Source organism: Dyadobacter sp. Leaf189, assembly GCF_001424405.1.
Lineage (GTDB): Bacteria > Bacteroidota > Bacteroidia > Cytophagales > Spirosomataceae > Dyadobacter.
Genome location: NZ_LMPS01000005.1, coordinates 58,140 through 78,953, shown reverse-complemented (window position 1 = coordinate 78,953; position 20,814 = coordinate 58,140). Strand labels below are relative to the sequence as shown.

Here is a 20,814-nt window from a genome sequence, read left to right as displayed (position 1 = left end):
ATCTGATTCTTACTTCTTTAAAATCTTTGTGGTGTGTCTGCCTTCCGCATTCACAACATTCACAATATAAATTCCCTGGGCCAGATTCTGAACATTTACTTTGAATTCTGTCTGGTTAGCAGCTGGTGCTGCACTGTAAACAGACTTTCCTGACAAGCTCACGATTTCCAGCTTTTGAACAGCCGAGAAGCTTTTTACATTCACTTCATCCTGCGTTGGATTAGGGAAGAAGCTTACAGCCAGTCTCGCGTCGCAAGTTCCGCAGTCAACACTTTTGATCGTGCTGTAATCAAACGATTCGTCTGTATCAACTTGTTGCAAACGATAGTAATAATATTTTGCAGGCGCAGCCTCACTTGAATACGGAGCATCAGAGAAGGTATATTCAGTTTGGTTCGACTTGTAATCAATGCGCGCCAATGAGCTGAAATTCCGTGCGTCTGTTGACCGCTGTACTACGAAATGAGAGAAATCAGATGCTTCCGATACAACCCATTTTAATTGATTGTTACAATCTTTGTTCTGCGCAGTGAAACTTGCAAGCTTAACAGGCAAAGTAGTGCTCGGAGGAGGGCTGGTGTAGCAAGCGCCTACCGAAGAAGGATAGTTAACGCTGATCTCAGTCCAGGGATCAACAGTCACGCGGATTTTCGCACCTTCATTGCGCAGCGATCCGAAACGATCTTCTACTTCTTCCCATTTCTCTCCATTCTTTGTCCAACCTGGCCAGGCAATGCCATTTCCTTCCAGGTCAACCGCCGCACCGGGGAACAAGATGCTGCCGCTTAGTGGCTTGTCGCTGTCTTCCTGTACTACTTTACCGTCGCTGTTGATCCACTCAATTTTGGCTGTTTTCTCCGATGCATCAAAGTTTGAAGGTGTAATCGTATAGTCCAGATAAGGTGCATTCTGGAAGCATTTCGTAGTCACTTCAACAGATATTGTTTTTACTGCCGGCTCCGGGATCGAAGGAATAAATGGCCAGAAGTGGATTTCGTCACCATTATGGGCGAAAGTTTTTGCGATGATCTGTCCGTTGATGTTTCCATTATTCCCTTTTGTAAGCTCAGCCTGCGGCGCAAAAATGGTACCGTGGATTACACTTCCTGTTACCGTCAACGTTTTGGTTGCGTCCGGGAAGTTGTAGATTACATAACTGCCCTGAGGGTCAGACAATCCGCCAACATTCGGGAATTTAATGCTGCTGTTACCGCCTCTGCTCGCGCAGTAAGTCGGGAAATCGATGATATTGATGATCAATCCAAACTTGCCACCGCCAGCTGCATACTGCTCGTCGGTTGTACCCAACTGCGGACCGGAAGGAATGTTTTCAAAATTGATATTATTGATGCTGTTCCAAACTGCCGCTGAAACGGTCAGTACATTCAGTGCATTCGGGTTAACACGGATCTTTGGGTTCTGATCAAATTTAGACGGATCATTGTAAGGTCCCATTTCAGCGCCTGTGATTACGCCGCCATTCTGGTTGAGGATCGGAAGGTTATCCGCCAGTTCTTTCAAATGCCCTGATCTCTTGATCAAAGTAGTGAATGCGCCGTCGATATCGATTTTGCCTTCACCTGTTCCAAATACGTTTTCGAAAATCGGGTTATAATCTTCTCCCACTTTTCTTCCGGCTTTGAAATCATTTACGTTCGCATTCAGCTGCATATTTGGCTGACTATCCCAGCCACCGTTAATGTCAGTAATTCGGATCGTCGATTCTGCATTGTTGCGGTCTTTGTACCAAACTTTCAGATTATTTAAAGGAGCGCCGTTTGGTGTTCCGTTTCCGATTTTCAAATAATTCTGTCCGTTGATCTGCAGTGTTCCGCTGTTAAGCCGTACACCACCGCGGACTGCCAGTCCGATCGAAACGCCGTCGACAAAGAATGCGCCGTGGGCTTTGTTGAAACTGATCTGATACTGATTGGAGATTAAATTTCCTCCCACTGCAATCGGCCCTTCGGTTTCATTTGGTGCAAGTGTGAGGTCTCCTAAAACAAAGATGTTGAACCGGTGTGCGGCTGCGGTAGGACTTTGAGCCTGGACTTGACTTATGTTTAATGCAAGCGAGGCAAGAAGATAGAGGAGTAGACGTTTGGAGAACATTGTTGAGTCGAGTTTTTAATTGACTCGACGAAATTATGTCGCCTCTAAAAATCTGTTATCCTTTTTGTGACCACGGCAGTGAACTTTGGGGTAACTCTCAGGTTTTTGGGGGTCTTAAAATCTCAAAAATTGCACTATCTCAATATAGTACGTATATAGCTCCGGAAATAAATTGACTACAATCAAAACTTATTCCCGACAGAAACCTGCATTTATTCTACATAATACACGCAATTAAGCCGTATTTATGTCAAATTACTCAGGTGTTTAATCATTCGCGATTACCAACCGGTCTTTACTCTCCTTTCAATAATTGAACTATACCGGGATAACGCTTCTTCCCGCAAAATCAATATACCTGTGTCCGGCAGTGTACCTATCCAATTATTTGTATGCTGTCCGGCCTTTGATTTCTTTGATTTCGTTCTGCATTTCCTGCAACATCCGCATCAGTTGCTGCATGTCAGATTGCGGCTCGGGAAGCTCCTTACTGTGGAAGCTGTAATATTCCCAAAGCTCAATTACATCGGTAATAGGAACGGTGTAGGCGAAATACTGCTTGTTAAAAGATTGCAGCAACACAGTACCATCCGGATTGATCGTGACCTGCTTAAAGACAAAATCCTGGTCACCTCGTAAAATAACAATGCAGGGCGTCTCGGGCTTGATCGTAGTCCAGTCCTGTACGTACTTGGTGATGATATCCGCTCCTTCCGGCACAGGCAGCATGGAATCCCCTATTGTCGGGAACATCCGGAACGTACCGTTCTTGGGGACCGTAGGAAGGTTAAAACGCGGCAGCGTCGCCAGGAACTCAGGATCACTGTATCCCGAACGGTATCCCGCTTTGGCATGAACCGGAACATACTCGATGTTCTCCTGCTCTTCCTTATCCACAGTAATAGCCAGTACGCGGATCTGGTCGCCTTTCATAAAGATCTCACTTCCCTCTTCCAGATCTTTCAGCTTCTTTTCTGACAGCTTCGCCAGGTCCATTTTCAGGATACTGTCAATGCTCATTCTGAAAAACTCTGAAAAATTAATCAGATCATCGATTGTCGGGTTCGCAGTTCTGCCACTTTCGTGTGCATTCAATTTCACCCTGCTGATACCCAACTTTTCAGCCAAAGCCTCCTGGCTGAGCCGCTGACGAAGACGTAAAAACTTAATGTTTGCCGACCAAAAGATTTCCTGAGCTCTCATAAGTGTTGATATTTAAGAAATCAAATATAAGATATTTTTAATATCAATAAAATCCTGGCACTTATTTTTTATAAAAATCCATGAAAAAATTTTTGTTTAACTATTTTTGAAAAAAGTTAAACAAAATGTCATCGTATTCTATCAAAGACCTCGAACGCATTAGCAACATGAAAGCGCACACAATCCGGATATGGGAGCAACGGTACGGCTTGTTTTCGCCGGAAAGAACCGGGTCCAATATCAGGTATTACGATGACGATCAGCTTAAAAAGCTTTTGAATGTGTGCACGCTGCTCAATCAGGGAATGAAGATTTCCAAAATCAGTCAGCTCAGCAAAGCCGAGATCGCCGATGAAATCGAGCGGATTATCGCCGACTCTGCCCAGGCTGATGCGCAGGTCGAGGCAATCGTGAACCAGGCGCTTGTCGCTGCGTCCACATTTGACGGTGCCCTTTTTGAGGAAACATTTAACCAGGCCGTAAAAAGTTTGGGAATGCGCAAAACATACGAGAAGGTGATCTACCCGCTGCTGGTACGTACCGGTCTGATGTGGATCAAAGATGATCTGCTGCCTTCGCAGGAGCACTTCCTGTCCAACCTGATCCGCCAAAAACTGCTGGCAGCGATTGACGCGCTGCCTTTACCTGCCCGACCTGCGCAGAAGTGGCTGCTTTTTCTGAATGAGGAGGAAGATCATGAAATCGGCTTACTATTTGCGCACTACGTGATCCGGGAATCGGGCCAGAACGTAGTATATCTGGGAGCCAGAGTGCCGTACAGGGACCTCAGCAAGGTGGTACAACAATGCCAACCCACACACATTTATTCCTTTGTTGTCAATAACCAATTCCAGGAACAGCTTCCCGGCTTGCTTGAAAAACTTACTTCCGACTTCAATTCGTGCAACATATGCATTTCCAGCGGGAGTCAATTCGCACAGCAAACCATTGAACAATATCCCGTAACACAGATCGGCTCTATCAATAAGCTGATCGACATAATAAACAGCGATGCAAAACACAGATCCTAAAATGAATGGACACGCACACGAGATCGCGGTGATCGGCTCGGGCTTTTCGGGCCTTGCAGCAGCGGCGGTTTTGGCCAAAGAAGGCGCAAGGGTAACTGTGTTTGAGAAAAACGATACCATCGGCGGACGCGCGCGCAGCTTCACCGAGGAAGGGTTTGTGTTTGATATGGGCCCCAGCTGGTACTGGATGCCCGATGTGTATGAACGTTTTTTTGAGCAGTTCGGAAAATCAGCCTCCGATTTCTACGAGCTCAAAAAGCTTGATCCTGGATTTGCCGTTATTTTCGGTGAAGGTGAGGTAATGGATATTCCGGAAAATTTTGATGAGATATGCGCTCTTTTTGAAAGTATTGAAACCGGCAGTGCAGCCAAGCTCAGGAAATTCATAGAGGAGGGTGAATTCAAATATAATGTGGGTATGCTCGACATGGTTTATAAACCGGGGCATTCAGTTACCGAGTTTTTCAGCTTCTCGCTTTTGAAAAAAGCATTGAAAATCCAGCTGTTCAAATCCTTCTCCGACCACGCAAGACAGTATTTCAAAGACCCTCGCCTGCTCGCGCTGATCGAATTCCCGGTTCTTTTCCTGGGCGCTATGCCGAAGGATACGCCTGCATTGTATAGCCTCATGAACTTTTCAGGACTTAAACAGGGAACCTACTACCCTATCGGTGGATTTGCGAGAGTGGCCGAGGCATTCGGCAAAGTTGCGGAGAGTGTCGGCGTTTCATTTCGTACCGGTCAGAAGGTGGAAAAGCTTGAAATCACTGATGACCGGATCCGGCAGATCCGCTCAAACGGGATCATCAGGAATGTGGATGGCGTAATAGGCAGCGCGGATTACCATCATATTGAATCGACCCTGCTTTCGCCGCAGCACAGAATGTACCAGGAGTCTTACTGGGAAAGCCGCACATTCGCGCCTTCCTGCCTGCTGTTCTATCTGGGTGTGGACAGGAAAATTGATCGGTTGAGACATCACAACCTTTTTTTCGACGAGGATTTTAGTCAGCATGCCGTTGAAATATATAAAGATAAAAAATGGCCGTCGAACCCGCTGTTTTACGTATGCTGCCCCTCCCGCACCGATCCTACCGTAGCGCCTGAGGGCAAAGAGAATATTTTTGTTTTAATGCCCATTGCAACCGGACTTACGGATCCCGAGGAAGTGCGCGAAAGTTATTTTAACTTGTTAATGGACAGGCTTGAAAAGTTTGCAGGCGTGCCAATCAGGGATCACATTATTGTGAAGAAAAGCTACTCGGTATCCGACTTCAAAAGTGACTATAACGCCTACAAAGGCAATGCGTACGGACTTGCAAATACATTAATGCAAACCGCCATCTTCAAACCAAAAATGAGAAGTACGAAAGTGAAAAACCTCTATTACGCAGGCCAGCTTACCGTTCCCGGTCCGGGAGTACCGCCATCGATTATTTCCGGGCAGATTGCCGCTGCTGAACTACTCAAATCCCTAAACTGAATCGCACCATGAAAATGCTCTATGACAACCTGTCGGCATCGTGCAGCAAAAAGACGACCCAATTATACAGTACCTCATTTTCATTGGGAATTTATTTTCTCAAGCCTGCGCTTCGCGCACCTATCTACGCCATTTACGGCTTCGTGCGCCTGGCAGACGAAATCGTTGACAGCTTTCATGACTATGATAAGGAAGCGATGATGGCGGAAATCAGGAAGGCGACGGTGGAGGCAATTGATAAAAAAATCAGCATTAATCCGATCCTAAACAGTTTTCAGCATGTTGTCAATGCTTACCAGATTGAATGGGAATTGATTGATACTTTCCTGAAAAGCATGGAAATGGACCTTCAAAAAAAGGATCACACGCGCGATACATTTCACGAATATGTGCTCGGCTCGGCAGAAGTGGTTGGACTGATGTGCCTGCGCGTTTTCACAGAAGGTAACAAAGAGAGTTTCAATGAGCTAAAACCTTACGCGATGAAGCTGGGCGCTGCTTTTCAGAAGGTTAACTTTTTGCGCGACTTAAAAGCTGATTATCAGGACCTCGGCCGGACTTATTTCCCGGGCGTCAACTTCGACCACTTTTCGCATGTTGATAAAGAAATTATTCAGCAGGAGATACAGCAGGATTTTGACCAGGCGCTGATCGGCATCAAAAAGCTGCCCGGAGGAGCCCGCCGCGGGGTTTATCTTGCCTATTATTATTATAAAAAGCTGTTTCTGAGAATCAAGGCGACGCCGCCGGAAAAGGTGATGAATGCAAGGATACGGATCCCCGATTATGACAAGTTCGGATTGATGTTTCGATCCCTTTTAAGGCACCAGTTTGACCTGTTATGACGTTGTAACTTTGACATTCAGGCAACGCTAAACCCGATAACCCACATAATATGGAAGATCAAGTAATACTGGTCAACGAAGAAGATGTTGAAATTGGCTTGATGCCAAAACTGGAAGCGCACCAGAAAGGAATGCTGCACCGTGCATTCTCGGTTTTTATTTTTAATACAAAAGGGGAAATGCTGTTGCAGCGCCGCGCGTTCGGCAAATACCATTCAGAAGGATTGTGGTCGAACACCTGCTGCAGTCACCCTTTTCCAGAAGAATCTGCCAACCGCGCTGCCTCCCGAAGGCTGAGGGAAGAAATGGGGATTTCCGCTGATCTCAACTTCCTGTACACTTTTCAATACCGCGTTCAGCTCGAAAACGGACTTACAGAAAACGAGCTCGACCATGTGTTCTGGGGGATATCGGATGAAAAGCCGTTGATCAATACCGATGAGGTAAGTGAATATAAATACATGACAATGAACGACGTCAAAGCAGACCTGATCCTGAATCCCGGAAATTATACCGAATGGTTCAAGATTTGCTTTGCTGCCGTAGCTGAACAACTCAAACTGAAAATTTAAGCCGGCTGGTCCGGGTAGCTTTACGATTATATGCCAATCTGGTTTTCAAATACGCTCATAGTAGCCGCCGCCTTCATCGGCATGGAATGTGTCGCCTGGCTGGCGCATAAGTACCTTATGCACGGTTTTCTGTGGTTCCTGCACCATGATCACCACCAGCGTGATGACGGGGATTTCTTTGAAAAGAATGACTACTTCTTCGTCATTTTCGCAACGCCGGGGATTACCTGTCTTGCCGTTGGTTTGAACCAGGGATTTAATTACCTTTTCTGGATCGGCCTGGGCATTACATTATACGGGTTTACCTATTTCGTGGTGCACGATGTATTTATCCACCAGCGGTTCAAAGTTTTCCGGAACACCGATTCTGTTTACCTCCGTGCAATCAGGCGCGCCCATAAAATGCACCACAAACATCTGGGCAAAAACGAGGGCGAATGCTTTGGAATGCTGTGGGTACCTCTGAAATATTTCCGCGAAGCCAAAAAAACACTTGCTAAATGAATTACCTGTACCTGGTGGTTGATCTCGCCTCCATTTCAGTGCCGTTACTTGCTTCTTTTCACCCAAAAATCGGCTTGTCCAAACATTGGGATATTCTCTGGCCGTCGCTTTTGCTATGCGCTGTTCCATTCATCATCTGGGACAGCTTCTTTACCCAAATCGGTGTGTGGGGATTTACACCAAAGTACCTGACGGGCATTTACCTGTTTCAGCTGCCCATTGAGGAGATCCTCTTCTTCATCTGCATTCCTTATGCCTGCGTTTTCTCTTATTATTCATTCAAAATCTTTCACAGGGAAGGTTTTAAGGTACGTGCAGAAGGTTTTATCACCTTGTTCTTTATCAGTCTGGCGCTGGTTTCAGCTGTGATTTTTCATGAACGCGCGTACACTTTTTCAACTTCAATCCTGCTGGCCGCATTCCTGCTGTACCTGCGATTTGTCGTAAAACCACGGTGGCTGAGTATGTTCTATTATGCGCATATGTACCTGATTATCCCGTTTGTGATCGTAAACGGAATACTGACCGGCACCGGGCTCGATGAACCGGTTGTATGGTATAACGATGCTGAAAACATAGGTGTGCGATTTCTTACCATTCCGGCAGAAGACCTTTTTTACGGATTGCTGATGCTGATCCTGAATGTTTTTGTTTTTGAAAAACTATTGGAAAGAAAGCTGTCCGCGACAACCCCTAAAACGCTGGCCCGTGAGTTAAACCAATGAGCTTGTCTGTCAACGCAGGCGCATTGTGCAGAAACCGCAATGCAAGATCCGTTGTAACTTTTTTACCAAAAAGATTTTGCAGGTAGTAGCCCGCAGTAATTCGGTTTTTGAATGCACGGTCCCATTCCCGCTTGTAATTGGCAGCCAGTTCTGCGGCAGACTGCTGATTTTGAAGGTACCTTACAATTTCGACAGCCAGTAATTTGGAAGCGCGCATTCCCATGCTCATTCCATTTCCGCAAAGCGGCGTGATGGTGCCGGCCGCATCACCGAGGAGCAACACGCCGTTTAAAACAGTTTGCTTTTTCTGAAAGTGAACATTGCTGATCACCAGCGGCTGTTTGTACAGAAACTCAGAATTGAGAAAATATTTCCTTAGAAACGGATTTTTGAACAGGACGTGTTCTTCCATTTGTCTGATATCCTTTCCGTTTTCCTGCAAATTCCTCGAAGTTGTGAGGTAGCACAGACAATATTTATCCCCTTCCACTTTGGAAATTCCGCAGTAACCATCTTTGAAGTTGTGCAACTCAATGCGGTCAGCGGGAAAGTCTGTTTTAATGTGGTATTTGACGCCGATATAGTTATTGTCGCCCCCGCTTTTCGGCTCATTGATATACTGCGGCGCGTATTTCCCGTAGCTCCCGCAAACAACTTTGGCCATGAATGTACCCTGCGTTGTTTGCAGGAAATAGGCTTTGCCCTCTTGTTTTACGTCGTTCACCCTGCATTCTTCCATGATCACCACACCAAGCTGTCGGGCGCGCAGACTCAGTTCATGATCCAGCAAAAAGCGGCTGATACCAAAACCACCGGATTTTAGATTCTGATTGAGCATAAAACCACTTTCGGAGCTGATCCCGAGCTTGCTGATCATCGGTATCCCGGCCTTTTCAAATGGGAAGCCAAGCGTGTGCAGGAATCCGTAGCTTTCCATGGAAATGTACTCGCCGCAAACTTTGTGGAACGGGTACCGACCTTTTTCGAAAACAATAACAGACCGCTCCTGCCCGGCCAGCTGGATTGCGAGACAAAGTCCCGAGAGCCCGCCGCCGATAATAGCGCATTCGTATTGTTCAGTCTGCATTTCCATAAACAATCACTTCGTGCCTAAATGCCCATTTATTATGCACCGAATATCGCCCGGCACCAGCTTCGCCTAGGATAGAAAGCCACTCGCGTTTCTTGAAACCTCGCAATACCGAAAGCGGTGCGTCGTGTTTCACCAGGTATGATTTTGAAAAAAGACGGGTAAGAAAACGTATCGAATAATGCGCCAATGCATTCCTTTCCAAATCGTTGATGATCAGAACGACTTTGTGCTTCAATGCAAAGGAGACCAGCTCTACCAGCTCATTGTCGGTAAGATGGTGACAAAAAAGACACGCGTGAATGATATCTGCATTTTCAACGTGATTGAACAAATTCCGGTAATCGTCGCAGATCAGATCAATTTTCAGATTACCAATGTTTTGCTTTGCATAATCAATGCAAACAGGTTTGATATCAATGCCACAGAGTTCCAGCTTGTATCCCGCCTTTTTGTTCCAGGTCGCTATTCTCTTCAAGGTATCCCCTCCTCCGCAGCCGATGTCAACCAGTTGACAGGATCTGTCTCCTTTCAGTACCTTTTTCAATGCTGAAAACGAGATATCATAACCTCCGAGCCAGTGGTTAATGAAATCGAGCTCCCGAAGATTCCGGAAAAGAGCCGCTGGCGGGATATCGTCTTCGTCCAGTAACTCCTTACGTGGGCTCCGCGACTTAAACATACCGCAGCTGCATGGTTTCGATACTCAGACCGGGACCGAATGCCGCGCCGAAGATCCGGTCACCCTGATGTTCCGGTTTAGCCTTTTCCAAAACTGCTTTCAACACGAAGAGTACGGTTGGAGAAGACATATTCCCGTAATCCTTTAACACCTGGTAAGTGGGCGCCAGCAGGCATTTGTCGAGGTCGAGCGCCAGGGCAAAATCATCCACAATGCGCTTGCCGCCCGGGTGCACAGCCCAGTGTTTGTAATCGTCGGCCTTCAATCCGATCGCCTGCAGCATCGGCTTGATATTCTTACTGATCAGATCAGGTACATAAGATGTAAGCTTCATGATAAAACCCGTCTCTGAAAGCTGCCAGGCCATATCAGAATACCCATTGTGCAATATCATCGAGTTAAATGACTCGATTTTAACCTGGTGAGCAAAGTCGCCGGAAGGCTGAGAAGTAACCAATGCCGCAACTGCGCCGTCGCCAAAAAGCAGGTTGGACAACAAGTAATCTTCATTGTACTGCCTCTGAAAATGAATGGTGCACAGCTCGGTACACACCACCAACACAGTAGCAGCCGGGTTACTTTTGCAAATGGCATCTGCATTCTTCAATGCAATGATAGCCGCATTGCAGCCCATAAAATTAACGCTGCTGCGTTGTACCGAAGGGTTCAGGTCCAGTTCCCGCATAAGCTCCACATCCAGACCGGGCGCGAAAAGGCCTGTACAGGTTACTGTAATCAAATGCGTAATGTTTGGTTTGATAGCCTCGAAATCCTTGATCTTGTCTATCGCTTTTCTGGAAAGTTTCGTAGCGTGCTGCTGGTAAAGCTGCATCCGCTGACTAAGCCCGGGTTCCGGAAGCAGGTCACGGGTTTTATTAAAGAACTTAAACTCTGCGGGTTCTTTATCAAAATCACTTATGACAGAATACCTCGTTTCAATCCCCGTTTTTCCGGCCACGATCCTGATTTTTCGCTGCGTAGTCAGGTCATCGGTGGATCCTGAGTAAAATGATGTGAGTGTTTCCTGGGAATAACGATGATCGGGAACGGCTGTCTCAATTGCTGATAGATAACTCAAGGGAATTCTGTTAATGATAATTAAAACGATGAAACAACTATTCATGCAAATCGCCGCTATCCAGTTCATACGCATGGTATTTCTGAAATTGGCCTCGCTATGGTCTTTTTTTACCTTATAAAACCAGGTTGCGAAATAGATCACAATGGGAGCGAAAAACACCTGGATCATGAAAAAAATCATTCCCAGCTCCAGCGCTGTAAAATACAGATAGTAGAACAGGTTACAGAGCAGGAACATTACTGCTGTGAACGCGAAAGTTCCTGTGTATCCCAGCTTGTAGCTTAATGTAATTACCCTGTTTTTCAGATCCTGCTGATGCTGGTATATCTGCGTCAGCGGATAGGCACCGGCGATCTGAAAGGAGCAGCCCAGAAGTACAAAGCAGTTTGCCTGTGTCAGTTCAAGCGCTTGTCCGGAGATTCCGGCGATGGACATGTAATAAGTAAATGCGCCCTGAAAAAACACCACCGTAAGAAAACCGCCAATCGGATATTTTTTGAGCCTGATTGATGGTGAACTGTAAGCGCGGGAAGCGGCTATGTACAGCAGGAGACAGCCTGCAAAGAATGCATTGATAAAAAAGAAGGCGATCAGGATGGCAGCTATATCCATCAAGATGGTTATATAAAACAGCTCCGAGGTAGGAAGCGGAGGCTTTTCCAACCCGCCGACACTCTCTTCATCTTTGTCAATGTAGCTATTGTAACCATTGCTGGCGGGATATACCAGCAAGTGAATAACCAGCAAACTGAGCAAGGCCTGGTGGTGCACAACCGTTTCGGCCTGACTGTATGCAAAAAGGAATAATGGAAGAAGAAAAAAAGAGAAAGGGATTCTCAGCAGCCTGATCGTATCGCCATGAATGAGCATGGCGTAATTTAGCAAGTCGTGATTCAAAAAAAAAGCCACACGGAGAGGTGTGGCTTTTTACAGTACCAAATACAATTTATGGATTGGAAATAATTGAATTTACATTACCATAAATCACATTTCCATTCTCGAGGATAGCGTATGGTCTGTAGTAGATTTTTTTAAGCTCAGGAGTTACAACTTCAAATACGCCAAAGATTTTAACGGCGGCAGCCTCGTTTGATATAATCTTTTTGTCATCTACTGTCGGAAGAATACCAACGCTGTTGACGTCTGCATTTACCCTAACAATCCCATGCTCCATCACAGGTACCATACCGAGCGATCCAAATGTGTAGTTATAAATAACTAGATTAAATGCAAGACCCGCGCTTGTTGATGTGAATGCCGTTACCGGCTCTTCCGTAGGCTCTTCCGGTACCACGTGGTCGTCACAGGAAAATGCCATTAGAAAAATGGATAGAAACAGACAGAGCGCTGTGGCAGTCTTTTTCAAAGTAAAAACCCTCGTTTTCATAAGTTGCTTTTAAGTTACGTTTTCCGGCAATTTATGCTCTTCCAATTCTTGCATTCAACTCAGGCGCGCTCACGATTATTCTTCGGCAATAGCAGATTTATCCACCGGTGGATACTACACCACAATTCTTCCAATGCGACAAAATCATCAGCAAACAGAGACTTATTGCACTCGCATAGCGGAGAGAGGAACACGTTTTTTTACCGTTAAAAAAGATTTTACAAAAAATTCGAAGCTACTCCGAACTATACGCACCTATCAAGTGTATAAACAGTACGAAATTCAGCTTTGACGCACGAAATTCGAATATTATTCACGCATGATGGAATATCGCAGAACATGGGCAACAACGAACTGATACTTGATAAAACGGATCTCCACATTCTCCGACTTATGCAGGAAAATGCGAGGATCACCAATGCCGATCTGGCCAGGGAGTTGGAAATGGCGCCTTCTGCGGTTTTGGAGCGGGTGAAAAAATTGGAACAGAAGAATGTGATCAGGCAATATACCACGCGCATTGATCCCGCCGCACTCCGCCAGACGCTGCTCGCATTCATATCGATCAAATCGGCAGAGGGAATGGGCAGCAATGCTACGGCCAGGGAACTCGCCAAGATTCCCGAAGTACAGGAAGTCCATCACATTGCCGGGGAAGACTGCTATCTCGTCAAAGTGCGCACTTTTGACTCAGCCTCGCTGATGGAGCTGATGCGGAATTCGTTCAGCAAAATCCCCAAGATCATTTCGACCCGCACTACGATCGTCCTGGAAACTGTCAAAGAAGAACAATTATTAGTCATTCCTGAAAAATAAAAGCGCATGAAAACGGCAAACACTACTCCGTCAACCGCCCTGATTGTACTGGCTTATGCAACGGTTTACATTGTATGGGGCTCCACCTATTTCTTCATCCAAAAGGCACTTGCAGGCTTACCCCCATTCTTTTTGGGCGCATTCCGCTTCGTAGCATCCGGTCTGATTATGCTGACGTGGAGCATTTTGCAGGGTGATCAGGTATTTTCCCGGAAAGCGATCAAGCCAGCGATTGTAACCGGCTTGCTACTGCTTTTTGTCGGAAACGGGATTGTGATCTGGGTAGAACAATTTCTGCCAAGTGCAATGGTCGCCATTATGGTGTCCTCTGCCCCACTCTGGTTTGTATTGCTCGATCAGCCGAAATGGGCGCAAAATTTTAGCAACAAATCTACCATAGTCGGACTTCTGATCGGATTTGCGGGGGTTATCCTGCTTTTCAGCGAGAAAATAATGGCTTCAATGAGTTCCTTAAACAGCTCACGCGATTTGTTTGCAATGGCGCTGGTAGTTGTTGGCTCAATGGCCTGGGCCGGAGGATCTTTGTACTCCAAATACAATTCAGGCTCAACCTCTGCCACCGTCAACTCCACCTGGCAAATGTTTGCAGCCGGAATCGCATTCACGCCTGGCATTTTCCTGACGGGAGAACTGGAAGGTCTTGACCTTGCCACTGTACCCGCAAGCGTCTGGGGGGCTGTCATTTACCTCATAGTATTTGGCTCCATTATCGGATACAGCGCTTATGTGTGGCTGTTGAAAGTCCAGCCTGCTACCAAAGTAAGTACCTATGCATACGTTAACCCTGTTGTTGCGGTATTGCTCGGGATATTTTTTGCCAAAGAAAGCATTAGTCTCCTGCAGATCGCAGGCCTTGTGGTCATTCTCGGAAGTGTGTTGCTGATTAACTTACATCAATACAGAAAGCCGAAGGTACTCGCAGGAAATGCTGTCTAGGATCATGTGTTGGTACAACATAATGTGATTACTCAGCTACAAAGCGTGAGGTCCGACACTCTTTCTACCTCTGAAATATCCCTGTTGCGACGGATCAGGACAATGATACGTTCAAAATCGATTAACCTTGAAACTTCAAATGCAATAATACCGACGAAGCTTTTTCCTTTGCTGCGGAAGTTCAGCCGCTTGATTTTTGCACCTTCAACCGATTCCACCGTAGCAGTAATTTTGTGTAAGCTGGCCGCATTGCGGTAATTAATCCTTAATAGAAAAGTGTCATTCATTTGGCTTGACTAATTTATATGATGGCTAATCTGGATTCATTGTAAAAGGCAGGCACCCCTTCGTAGATGCCTGTCAATACCTTAACGATATAATCTACCTCGTCGAAGGTGTTCAGCTTGCTGAATGAGAAGCGTACATTTTCTTTGTTTTTCTGACAAGGCAATGCGGCGATCACGTGTGAGGTACCCTGGCTCGAACAGGCACTCCCGCCCGAAGCGGCAATCCCCGCCTGATCGAGTTGCTCCACAATGCTGCCCGCTGACAGACAGGGGAATGAGACATTAAGTACATTAGGAATGCTGTTCTCGACCGACTTGCCGTCCCCATTGTAACAAATACCTTCTATCCTGCTGACAGCCAGTTTGGAAACAAGGTAGTGTTTCAGTTTACTGACCTGCAATTGATCTTCATCCAGGTCGCGGTAAGCTACTTCGAGTGCACGCGCCAATCCTACAATCCCGATTACATTCTCGGTACCGCCGCGCTGACCCCCCTCTTGTCCGCCACCCAAAATCAATGGCGCAATCCTGTGTTTTTTGTTGATATAGATAAATCCTACGCCTTTCGGTCCATGAAATTTGTGCGCAGATCCCACCAGAAAATCGACATTCTCGCGGCTCAGATCAAACCGGATCTTGCCGATTGTCTGGGTAGTATCGGTGTGGAATATAGCATTATAACGTTGAGCAAGAATACTGATGGCGTGGATATCGGTCAGGTTACCAATTTCATTGTTGGCGTGCATTAAGCTGATCAATGTCCGTGGATTGGCCCGGAGCAGATTTTCCAGATGGTACAGATCGACGTTGCCCCGCTCGTCCAGGCGAACAAAGCTGATCTCGATATCCCCTTCTTTTTCGTATCGCGCCAATGTTTGCAAAACGGCTTTGTGCTCGATTTTGCTGGTAATCACGTGACTGATTTCGTAGGCACGGATTGCACCGGTCAGCGCCAGGTTATTGGCTTCGGTTGCCCCTGATGTAAAATAGATTTCCGCGGGTGAAGCTCCGAGTAAGGCCGCAACTATCCTGCGTGCACTTTCAACTCCTTCCCTGGCTTTAATGCCCGCCCAATGGGTGGATGAAGGATTTCCGTAGTTTTCGGAGAGATAAGGTATGATCGCATCGATCACCTCGGGATCAAGCGCTGTGGTAGCGGCGTTGTCACAATAGATTTTCATACTTTCAAATGCTTTAATTTGGTTTTTGTCTCAGCCAAATACGTTTACTGCACGCGAACGTCATTTATAAGCAGCGCAATTCAGCGCGGCATTATTCAATCATTCAATACACTCGTAATCCGGTGGCTGGATTCTAGATTTATCAATAGAATTAGGTTGGGGCACCTTAAAAGTTTTAGGTTGCCAGAAGATCATAGAGCCTAACCTCTCCCTTCCTTCTTTATAAATCTACTAATTCGATAGACAAAGATGAAATAAAGAATCTGAATATCCAAATGGGCATTGAAAAATTTAGGGAAGATTATTCCTGAACAGGATTGTAGTAGCGCAGCACGAATGTTATTCCATTCGCTTCGTCAGCGCATTCAGCTCTGACTTTGTGGGAGTTGCGGAAGGGATTCCGTTGGCAGGGACCTGGATCTTGGCCGACCAGGCGATCGCATTCAAAACCAGTTTGCGGAAATTATCATTTTGCCAGTTCTTATGCATGTGTCCGCCTGTAAAGCCAAAGCCCCGGCCGCCGTCGGGCCTGTCGAAAGCCCAGGCGAGGGTTTGTAATTCTTTTCTTTCCAACACAGCTTCACGCACAAACTTGTTATTGGAGTGTGTACCGTCGGGCTGTTTCAGCGTAGATTCTGGCGGAAGTGCCTGCAAAATGGGTGTGATGTCCTTCATATCCTCTGCAAAGCGCATGTGGTAGTACCATTCATCCACAATGGAGAATGGCTTTACGCCATTTGCAACAGGATGGTCAGGGTAGCGCGCGAATGCAGCTTCCCAGACCGGGTTAACTGACCAATTGGTCTCAAAATAGCCGCCGATCCATTTTCTGAACTGATCGCCCGGCGCTCCTTTTGGCACTTCCAGTGAAAAATGCAGAAAAACCAGACCAACTCCTTTGTTAGTCAGCCGGTTAACCTGCTCGGCGTGCAGATAAGCCATGTGATTGGCGTCACCTCCATCGGAATAAATCACAATGGCATCTGCATCTTCTAATATGCCGGGATCGGCAGGCCAGCCATTTCTTACAATGATCGCGGAAGCTTGCGGCACACTGTCGTTCAATGCTTTTGCAAGAAGAGTTGCGCCTCCATTATGCTCATGCTCACCTTTACCGTGACTGTCAGGGCCAGTGATAAAAACAATCTTCTTCTTTGCCTGAGATTTCGCCTGCCCATTTTGAACTGGCTGGGCAATGATATTTGTGTAAACAAGTACGAAAAACAGGATTGCTTTAAGCGCTTTTAGCATGGTTTTCTTGTCAAAGTGAAACATACCGGCCGATCGTAGCTGCGGTTGGCTATCCCAAACGGATTTCATAAGTACCGCTTTCACTTTTTTCCGGCACAGCTAACTCAAATTGTTCAGTTTGCTTTTCGCGCAAGTAGTTTTCTACTGCCAGGATTGCATCATTTTCATTTTCAACGTCTGAAACAGAAAGGATAACGCCTTTTTCCAGCTTTCCTGAACTGTCTTGATTTTTAACACTTGGCATAGCTTTCGATTTTAATGGTAAAAACTTAGATAACGAATTGAATAGTGTGCGGGGTTGGATATAGATAAAAGCGGCCAGCATGAAAGTTCAGACTGGCCGTTTTTAACACTTAACATTGGTTCAGATTACCTTCTTGGAATTGATCCACCTGTACTTGCGCCACCTGATGACGGTGTACCCGTGCTTCCTGGTACTGTTGATGAAGGTGATGTTGTGCTACCTGGCACGGTCGAAGGTGACGTAGTGCTACCTGGGATATTCGTGCGAGGTACATTATTGGTACCTGGAGTTGTAGTGCTTCCAGGGATAGTGCTTGATGGTTGCGTTGTGCTACCTGGCAATGTGCTCGAAGGCTGAGTAGTGCTGCCTGGCAGGGTCGAAGACCTGTTTGTTCCCGGAACTGCCGTCGGATCTGTTGTTGTACGTGGTACATTATCAGTTGACTGCGTAGTACCTGGAGTTGTGCTGCCCGGCATTGTCGTCCGCTGCGGAGTTGTTCCCGTTGGCTGCGTGGTGCTGCCCGGTAAAGTTCCTGTTGACTGCGTTGTGCTACCTGGCTGCGATGTTCCTGGCAATGTGCCCGGTTGTACAGTGCTTCCAGGAACCGTTCTTGGCTGCGTACTTGATCCCGCGCTTCCAGTGCCAGTCGTCGGCGATGTAGTGGAGGTAGCAGGAGTTGTTTGCGCAAAAGCAACTGTTGTACCCAACAATGCTAATCCTAATATGTTCATTTTTAATGCTTTCATGACATTTATTATTAAGTGAATAATCTGTTAATGAATGTGATAATTTGAAACAGATACAAAAAAGATCGTACCAGAACGAAGCGCCACAAACTGCTACGCGCTATACGTTTCCGCTTGCATTACTATACGTTAAGGTGCTATTCGGGCACATTTAACACCATTATTTATGTCCCGAATACCCCTCCTATTCGACCGATCCACACACCAGATTTAAGGTTTACTTTATCGAGATTTGATAAACAAAATCAAAGCACTATGGAGAAAACACAGGAGATATTAACGGGAGATAAAACAAGCTCAGCCATTGAAAGCCAGGTTGTTAACAAAGAAGATTGGCTGCAAGCCCGTCTTGCATTGCTTGAAAGAGAAAAAGAACTGACCCGCCTGACAGACCAGATCGCCGCCGAGCGCAGGAAGTTGCCGAGAGTAGTTGTTGATAAGGATTATCAATTCGAAAGTACCGTAGGCACGGTCTCGCTTTCAGAACTGTTCAATGAAAATAGTCAGCTTATCGTTTACCATTTCATGTTTGCACCGGAATGGGAAGAAGGTTGCCCGGGTTGTTCCTTTTTTAGCGATCATATCAGTGGTCCGGACCTGCACATCCCGCACCACGATGTGTCAATAGTGGTGGTATCCCGCGCGCCTCTTGCCACGATCTTGCCTTTTAAGAAGCGAATGGGTTGGAATTTTCAATGGGTATCCTCTTACGGCAGCGATTTCAATTACGATTACCACGTCTCATTTACTCCCGAACAAGTTGCAAATGGGCAGGTATACTATAATTACCAATATCAGGCACTCGATTCGGTAACCGAGTTACCGGGTGTGAGTGTGTTTTACAAGGACAGTAACGGAGTGATTTACCATACTTACTCCACTTATGCAAGAGGATCGGATACGCTGCTCGGCGCTCACGCGTACCTTGACCTGACACCAAAAGGGCGAAATGAGGATGCAACAATGGACTGGATGCGCCATCATGATAAATACGAAACCAATAAGGGCAAAAGCAGCTGCTGCCACTAGCAACATGAATGGAAGTTATCCTTCCTCATTATGAGGGGAATAACTTCCACAAATCACAAATCAATGCAGATCAGCGCTCTTTCATTACCAGATCCACGCGTTAAGTCACCAGGTTTACGGCAGAAATGACTACCTTTACTAACAAAATGTAAGCAGTATACAAAAGGTTAGTCAAATAGCTATTCGAAAAATGGAGACAAAATTGATACAGCGGATTTCCAAAGTAGAATGTACAGGAAAGCTGAACGCATTAGGCGACGCACTTTATGTAATCGGTGGAAAATGGAAGTTGCACGTGATTATCGCGCTTACGGAAGGAAACAAGCGCTTCAACGATCTTCAAAGAACCATTACCGGCATTTCTGCGAGAGTACTTTCCAATGAGTTGAAAGAATTGGAATTGAATGGATTTGTAAAGAGGATTGTACATACCGAGCCGAATGTACTGATCGAATACGAGCTTACTCCATACAGCGACACACTTCAACCCGTATTGAATGAGCTGGTAAAATGGGGTGAAATGCACCGGTCGAAGATCCGTAGCGAGTGGGAACCTGCTACTGTGCTGGAAGCGTCACTGTAATATGCCACATATCTCCTGAGTTGGTTACTTTGTCGGTACCCCAAACGCCAGGTCCGCCGTCTGCCCTGAGATAGACGCCAAAGACCAGCGTGGTGATATTGGATCCTTTGACCAGTACACTGCCGCAAGCTGCTCCCCCGCCGCAATTGCCGGTGATGGGACTTTTATCGTGCAGGATTTTGGTTTGCGCATCATTGATCACCATTTCCCGGTTTCCCGAGATTTTAGTCAATGTCAAATCAGGCGAGACCAATTCAAGTTCTGTTGCAAAACCCAGTCGCTTGTCGCTGAAATTGGTCGTTGCGCCCAATCCTACAAAAGATAGCACGGGATTATTAACCGGCCTGCTGAATTGGAGCCGAAGCTTGCCGTAATAGTAGCGGCTGGTGTCTGAGGTCGGGGCCTTGGCTGTGATCAAAGGCTTGGCTGAAAGGAATATTTGCACACCAGGATTGGCATACAGATTAACTCCCCGGCCAACCGGTCCATTCGGATGTGCGGTAAAAATAGAACGGGTTGTGTCGGTAAAATAATAGTTGCTGTTCACCACCGGAACTTGTCTCACGTGCGTACTGCTTGCACCAGAGGCTGCACCGAATGTTAACCCGGTAACGTGCTGCGGAATATTCACGTAAGTCTGATCATCGAAGCTGAATGTCAGTGTAAGTTCTTTCTCCGGCTTTTGAAAGTAAATCCCGTCATCGGTATTACCGTTCCTGTTAAAGAAAAATGAGAGCGTCTGCGGAATGGAAGTGGGACCTTTCGGAACAGGTGGCTTGTAGCTGTTACTGACGCCATCCTGTACAAATTCCAATGTATGCTGTGCAAAAACGGACGGGATTGAACCCAGCAAGAACAGCAGCAGGCCCGAAAATCGGGACACTCTGGTAAGTGAAGAAAGCATGTGTACTTATTTAAATATCGTTGAGAATGCCAATTGCACAGGCAATATAGGATTTATGATGCACGGTTAGGAAGATTTAATACAAAATTTACCTTCCCACA

Annotated in this window: 22 protein-coding genes and 1 riboswitch; of the genes, 10 read left to right on the top strand and 12 right to left on the bottom strand. The window is 46.2% G+C overall.

Annotation, left to right across the window (positions count from 1 at the left end):
* Positions 1 to 9 precede the first annotated feature (9 nt).
* Together ASG33_RS14830 and ASG33_RS14825 are read right to left on the bottom strand one after the other, a co-directional pair.
* Positions 10 to 2,112, bottom strand: coding sequence for a choice-of-anchor A family protein (locus ASG33_RS14830; RefSeq protein WP_056286819.1), 2,103 nt, complete (start codon positions 2,110 to 2,112; stop codon positions 10 to 12).
* A gap of 384 nt (positions 2,113 to 2,496) precedes the next feature.
* Positions 2,497 to 3,315 (bottom strand): LexA family transcriptional regulator, encoded by an 819-nt coding sequence (locus ASG33_RS14825; protein ID WP_056286814.1) that lies wholly within the window; start codon positions 3,313 to 3,315, stop codon positions 2,497 to 2,499.
* Positions 3,316 to 3,440: 125 nt separating this feature from the next.
* Between ASG33_RS14825 and ASG33_RS14820 the strand changes: the two genes are divergently transcribed.
* From ASG33_RS14820 to ASG33_RS14795, 6 genes are read left to right on the top strand one after another with little or no spacing between them, the layout of a single operon-like run.
* On the top strand, positions 3,441 to 4,346 hold the full coding sequence (locus ASG33_RS14820; RefSeq protein ID WP_056286811.1) for a MerR family transcriptional regulator: 906 nt from the start codon (positions 3,441 to 3,443) through the stop codon (positions 4,344 to 4,346).
* A complete protein-coding gene (locus ASG33_RS14815; RefSeq protein WP_056286808.1) occupies positions 4,327 to 5,829 on the top strand; it encodes an NAD(P)/FAD-dependent oxidoreductase in 1,503 nt (500 codons plus the stop codon). The genes ASG33_RS14820 and ASG33_RS14815 overlap by 20 nt, the downstream gene beginning before the upstream one ends.
* An 8-nt stretch (positions 5,830 to 5,837) precedes the next feature.
* Complete coding sequence (locus ASG33_RS14810) at positions 5,838 to 6,674, top strand: phytoene/squalene synthase family protein (protein ID WP_056286806.1); 837 nt, start codon at positions 5,838 to 5,840, stop codon at positions 6,672 to 6,674.
* 50 nt (positions 6,675 to 6,724) lie between these two features.
* On the top strand, positions 6,725 to 7,246 hold the full coding sequence (gene idi / locus ASG33_RS14805) for an isopentenyl-diphosphate Delta-isomerase (protein WP_056286803.1): 522 nt from the start codon (positions 6,725 to 6,727) through the stop codon (positions 7,244 to 7,246).
* 30 nt (positions 7,247 to 7,276) lie between these two features.
* Positions 7,277 to 7,750, top strand: coding sequence for a sterol desaturase family protein (locus ASG33_RS14800; RefSeq protein WP_056286800.1), 474 nt, complete (start codon positions 7,277 to 7,279; stop codon positions 7,748 to 7,750).
* On the top strand, positions 7,747 to 8,475 hold the full coding sequence (locus ASG33_RS14795; protein WP_056286799.1) for a lycopene cyclase domain-containing protein: 729 nt from the start codon (positions 7,747 to 7,749) through the stop codon (positions 8,473 to 8,475). Before ASG33_RS14800 ends, ASG33_RS14795 begins: the two co-directional genes overlap by 4 nt.
* On the opposite strand, the gene ASG33_RS14790 is transcribed toward ASG33_RS14795, so the two are convergent.
* The 4 genes from ASG33_RS14790 to ASG33_RS14775 all read right to left on the bottom strand — a co-directional run bounded on the left by ASG33_RS14790 (position 8,444) and on the right by ASG33_RS14775 (position 12,715).
* On the bottom strand, positions 8,444 to 9,568 hold the full coding sequence (locus tag ASG33_RS14790) for an NAD(P)/FAD-dependent oxidoreductase (RefSeq protein ID WP_056286796.1): 1,125 nt from the start codon (positions 9,566 to 9,568) through the stop codon (positions 8,444 to 8,446). The genes ASG33_RS14795 and ASG33_RS14790 overlap by 32 nt on opposite strands.
* The gene (locus tag ASG33_RS14785) at positions 9,552 to 10,247 is read right to left on the bottom strand and encodes a methyltransferase domain-containing protein (RefSeq protein WP_056286792.1); all 696 of its coding nucleotides are present in this window, start codon (positions 10,245 to 10,247) and stop codon (positions 9,552 to 9,554) included. Before ASG33_RS14785 ends, ASG33_RS14790 begins: the two co-directional genes overlap by 17 nt.
* Positions 10,240 to 12,198, bottom strand: a complete 1,959-nt coding sequence (locus ASG33_RS14780; protein WP_056286789.1) for a UbiA family prenyltransferase — start codon at positions 12,196 to 12,198, stop codon at positions 10,240 to 10,242. The genes ASG33_RS14785 and ASG33_RS14780 overlap by 8 nt, the downstream gene beginning before the upstream one ends.
* Positions 12,199 to 12,274: 76 nt before the next feature.
* Positions 12,275 to 12,715, bottom strand: coding sequence for a hypothetical protein (locus ASG33_RS14775; protein WP_157474783.1), 441 nt, complete (start codon positions 12,713 to 12,715; stop codon positions 12,275 to 12,277).
* Between the two features lie 339 nt (positions 12,716 to 13,054).
* Here ASG33_RS14775 and ASG33_RS14770 point away from each other — a divergent pair, with 339 nt between their 5' ends.
* Both ASG33_RS14770 and ASG33_RS14765 read left to right on the top strand, forming a co-directional pair.
* Entirely contained in the window at positions 13,055 to 13,531 is a 477-nt protein-coding gene (locus tag ASG33_RS14770; protein ID WP_056286783.1) for an Lrp/AsnC family transcriptional regulator, read from the top strand.
* A gap of 6 nt (positions 13,532 to 13,537) precedes the next feature.
* Positions 13,538 to 14,488, top strand: a complete 951-nt coding sequence (locus tag ASG33_RS14765) for an EamA family transporter (RefSeq protein WP_056286779.1) — start codon at positions 13,538 to 13,540, stop codon at positions 14,486 to 14,488.
* A gap of 32 nt (positions 14,489 to 14,520) precedes the next feature.
* On the opposite strand, the gene ASG33_RS14760 is transcribed toward ASG33_RS14765, so the two are convergent.
* From ASG33_RS14760 to ASG33_RS25805, 5 genes are all read right to left on the bottom strand, one after another.
* Positions 14,521 to 14,775: a hypothetical protein gene (locus tag ASG33_RS14760; RefSeq protein ID WP_056286776.1), complete on the bottom strand. Its 255-nt coding sequence runs from the start codon at positions 14,773 to 14,775 to the stop codon at positions 14,521 to 14,523.
* Between the two features lie 14 nt (positions 14,776 to 14,789).
* Positions 14,790 to 15,956 (bottom strand): cysteine desulfurase family protein, encoded by a 1,167-nt coding sequence (locus tag ASG33_RS14755; protein WP_056286773.1) that lies wholly within the window; start codon positions 15,954 to 15,956, stop codon positions 14,790 to 14,792.
* Positions 15,957 to 16,092: 136 nt separating this feature from the next.
* Positions 16,093 to 16,185, bottom strand: a riboswitch (SAM riboswitch).
* 110 nt (positions 16,186 to 16,295) lie between these two features.
* Positions 16,296 to 17,207, bottom strand: a complete 912-nt coding sequence (locus tag ASG33_RS14750) for a ThuA domain-containing protein (RefSeq protein WP_056288466.1) — start codon at positions 17,205 to 17,207, stop codon at positions 16,296 to 16,298.
* Between the two features lie 49 nt (positions 17,208 to 17,256).
* A complete protein-coding gene (locus ASG33_RS14745) occupies positions 17,257 to 17,451 on the bottom strand; it encodes a hypothetical protein (RefSeq protein ID WP_056286765.1) in 195 nt (64 codons plus the stop codon).
* A 125-nt stretch (positions 17,452 to 17,576) separates the two neighbouring features.
* On the bottom strand, positions 17,577 to 18,197 hold the full coding sequence (locus ASG33_RS25805; protein ID WP_157474781.1) for a hypothetical protein: 621 nt from the start codon (positions 18,195 to 18,197) through the stop codon (positions 17,577 to 17,579).
* 255 nt (positions 18,198 to 18,452) lie between these two features.
* Between ASG33_RS25805 and ASG33_RS14730 the strand changes: the two genes are divergently transcribed.
* Together ASG33_RS14730 and ASG33_RS14725 are read left to right on the top strand one after the other, a co-directional pair.
* Positions 18,453 to 19,226, top strand: coding sequence for a thioredoxin family protein (locus ASG33_RS14730; protein WP_056286756.1), 774 nt, complete (start codon positions 18,453 to 18,455; stop codon positions 19,224 to 19,226).
* A 190-nt stretch (positions 19,227 to 19,416) separates the two neighbouring features.
* Positions 19,417 to 19,809 carry a helix-turn-helix domain-containing protein gene (locus tag ASG33_RS14725; protein WP_056286752.1) on the top strand — a complete coding sequence of 131 codons (393 nt, stop codon included), beginning with the start codon at positions 19,417 to 19,419 and terminating at the stop codon, positions 19,807 to 19,809.
* Here ASG33_RS14725 and ASG33_RS14720 read toward each other — a convergent pair.
* Positions 19,784 to 20,713 carry a hypothetical protein gene (locus tag ASG33_RS14720; protein ID WP_056286748.1) on the bottom strand — a complete coding sequence of 310 codons (930 nt, stop codon included), beginning with the start codon at positions 20,711 to 20,713 and terminating at the stop codon, positions 19,784 to 19,786. The two genes, ASG33_RS14725 and ASG33_RS14720, sit on opposite strands and share 26 nt — an antisense overlap.
* Positions 20,714 to 20,814 lie beyond the last annotated feature (101 nt).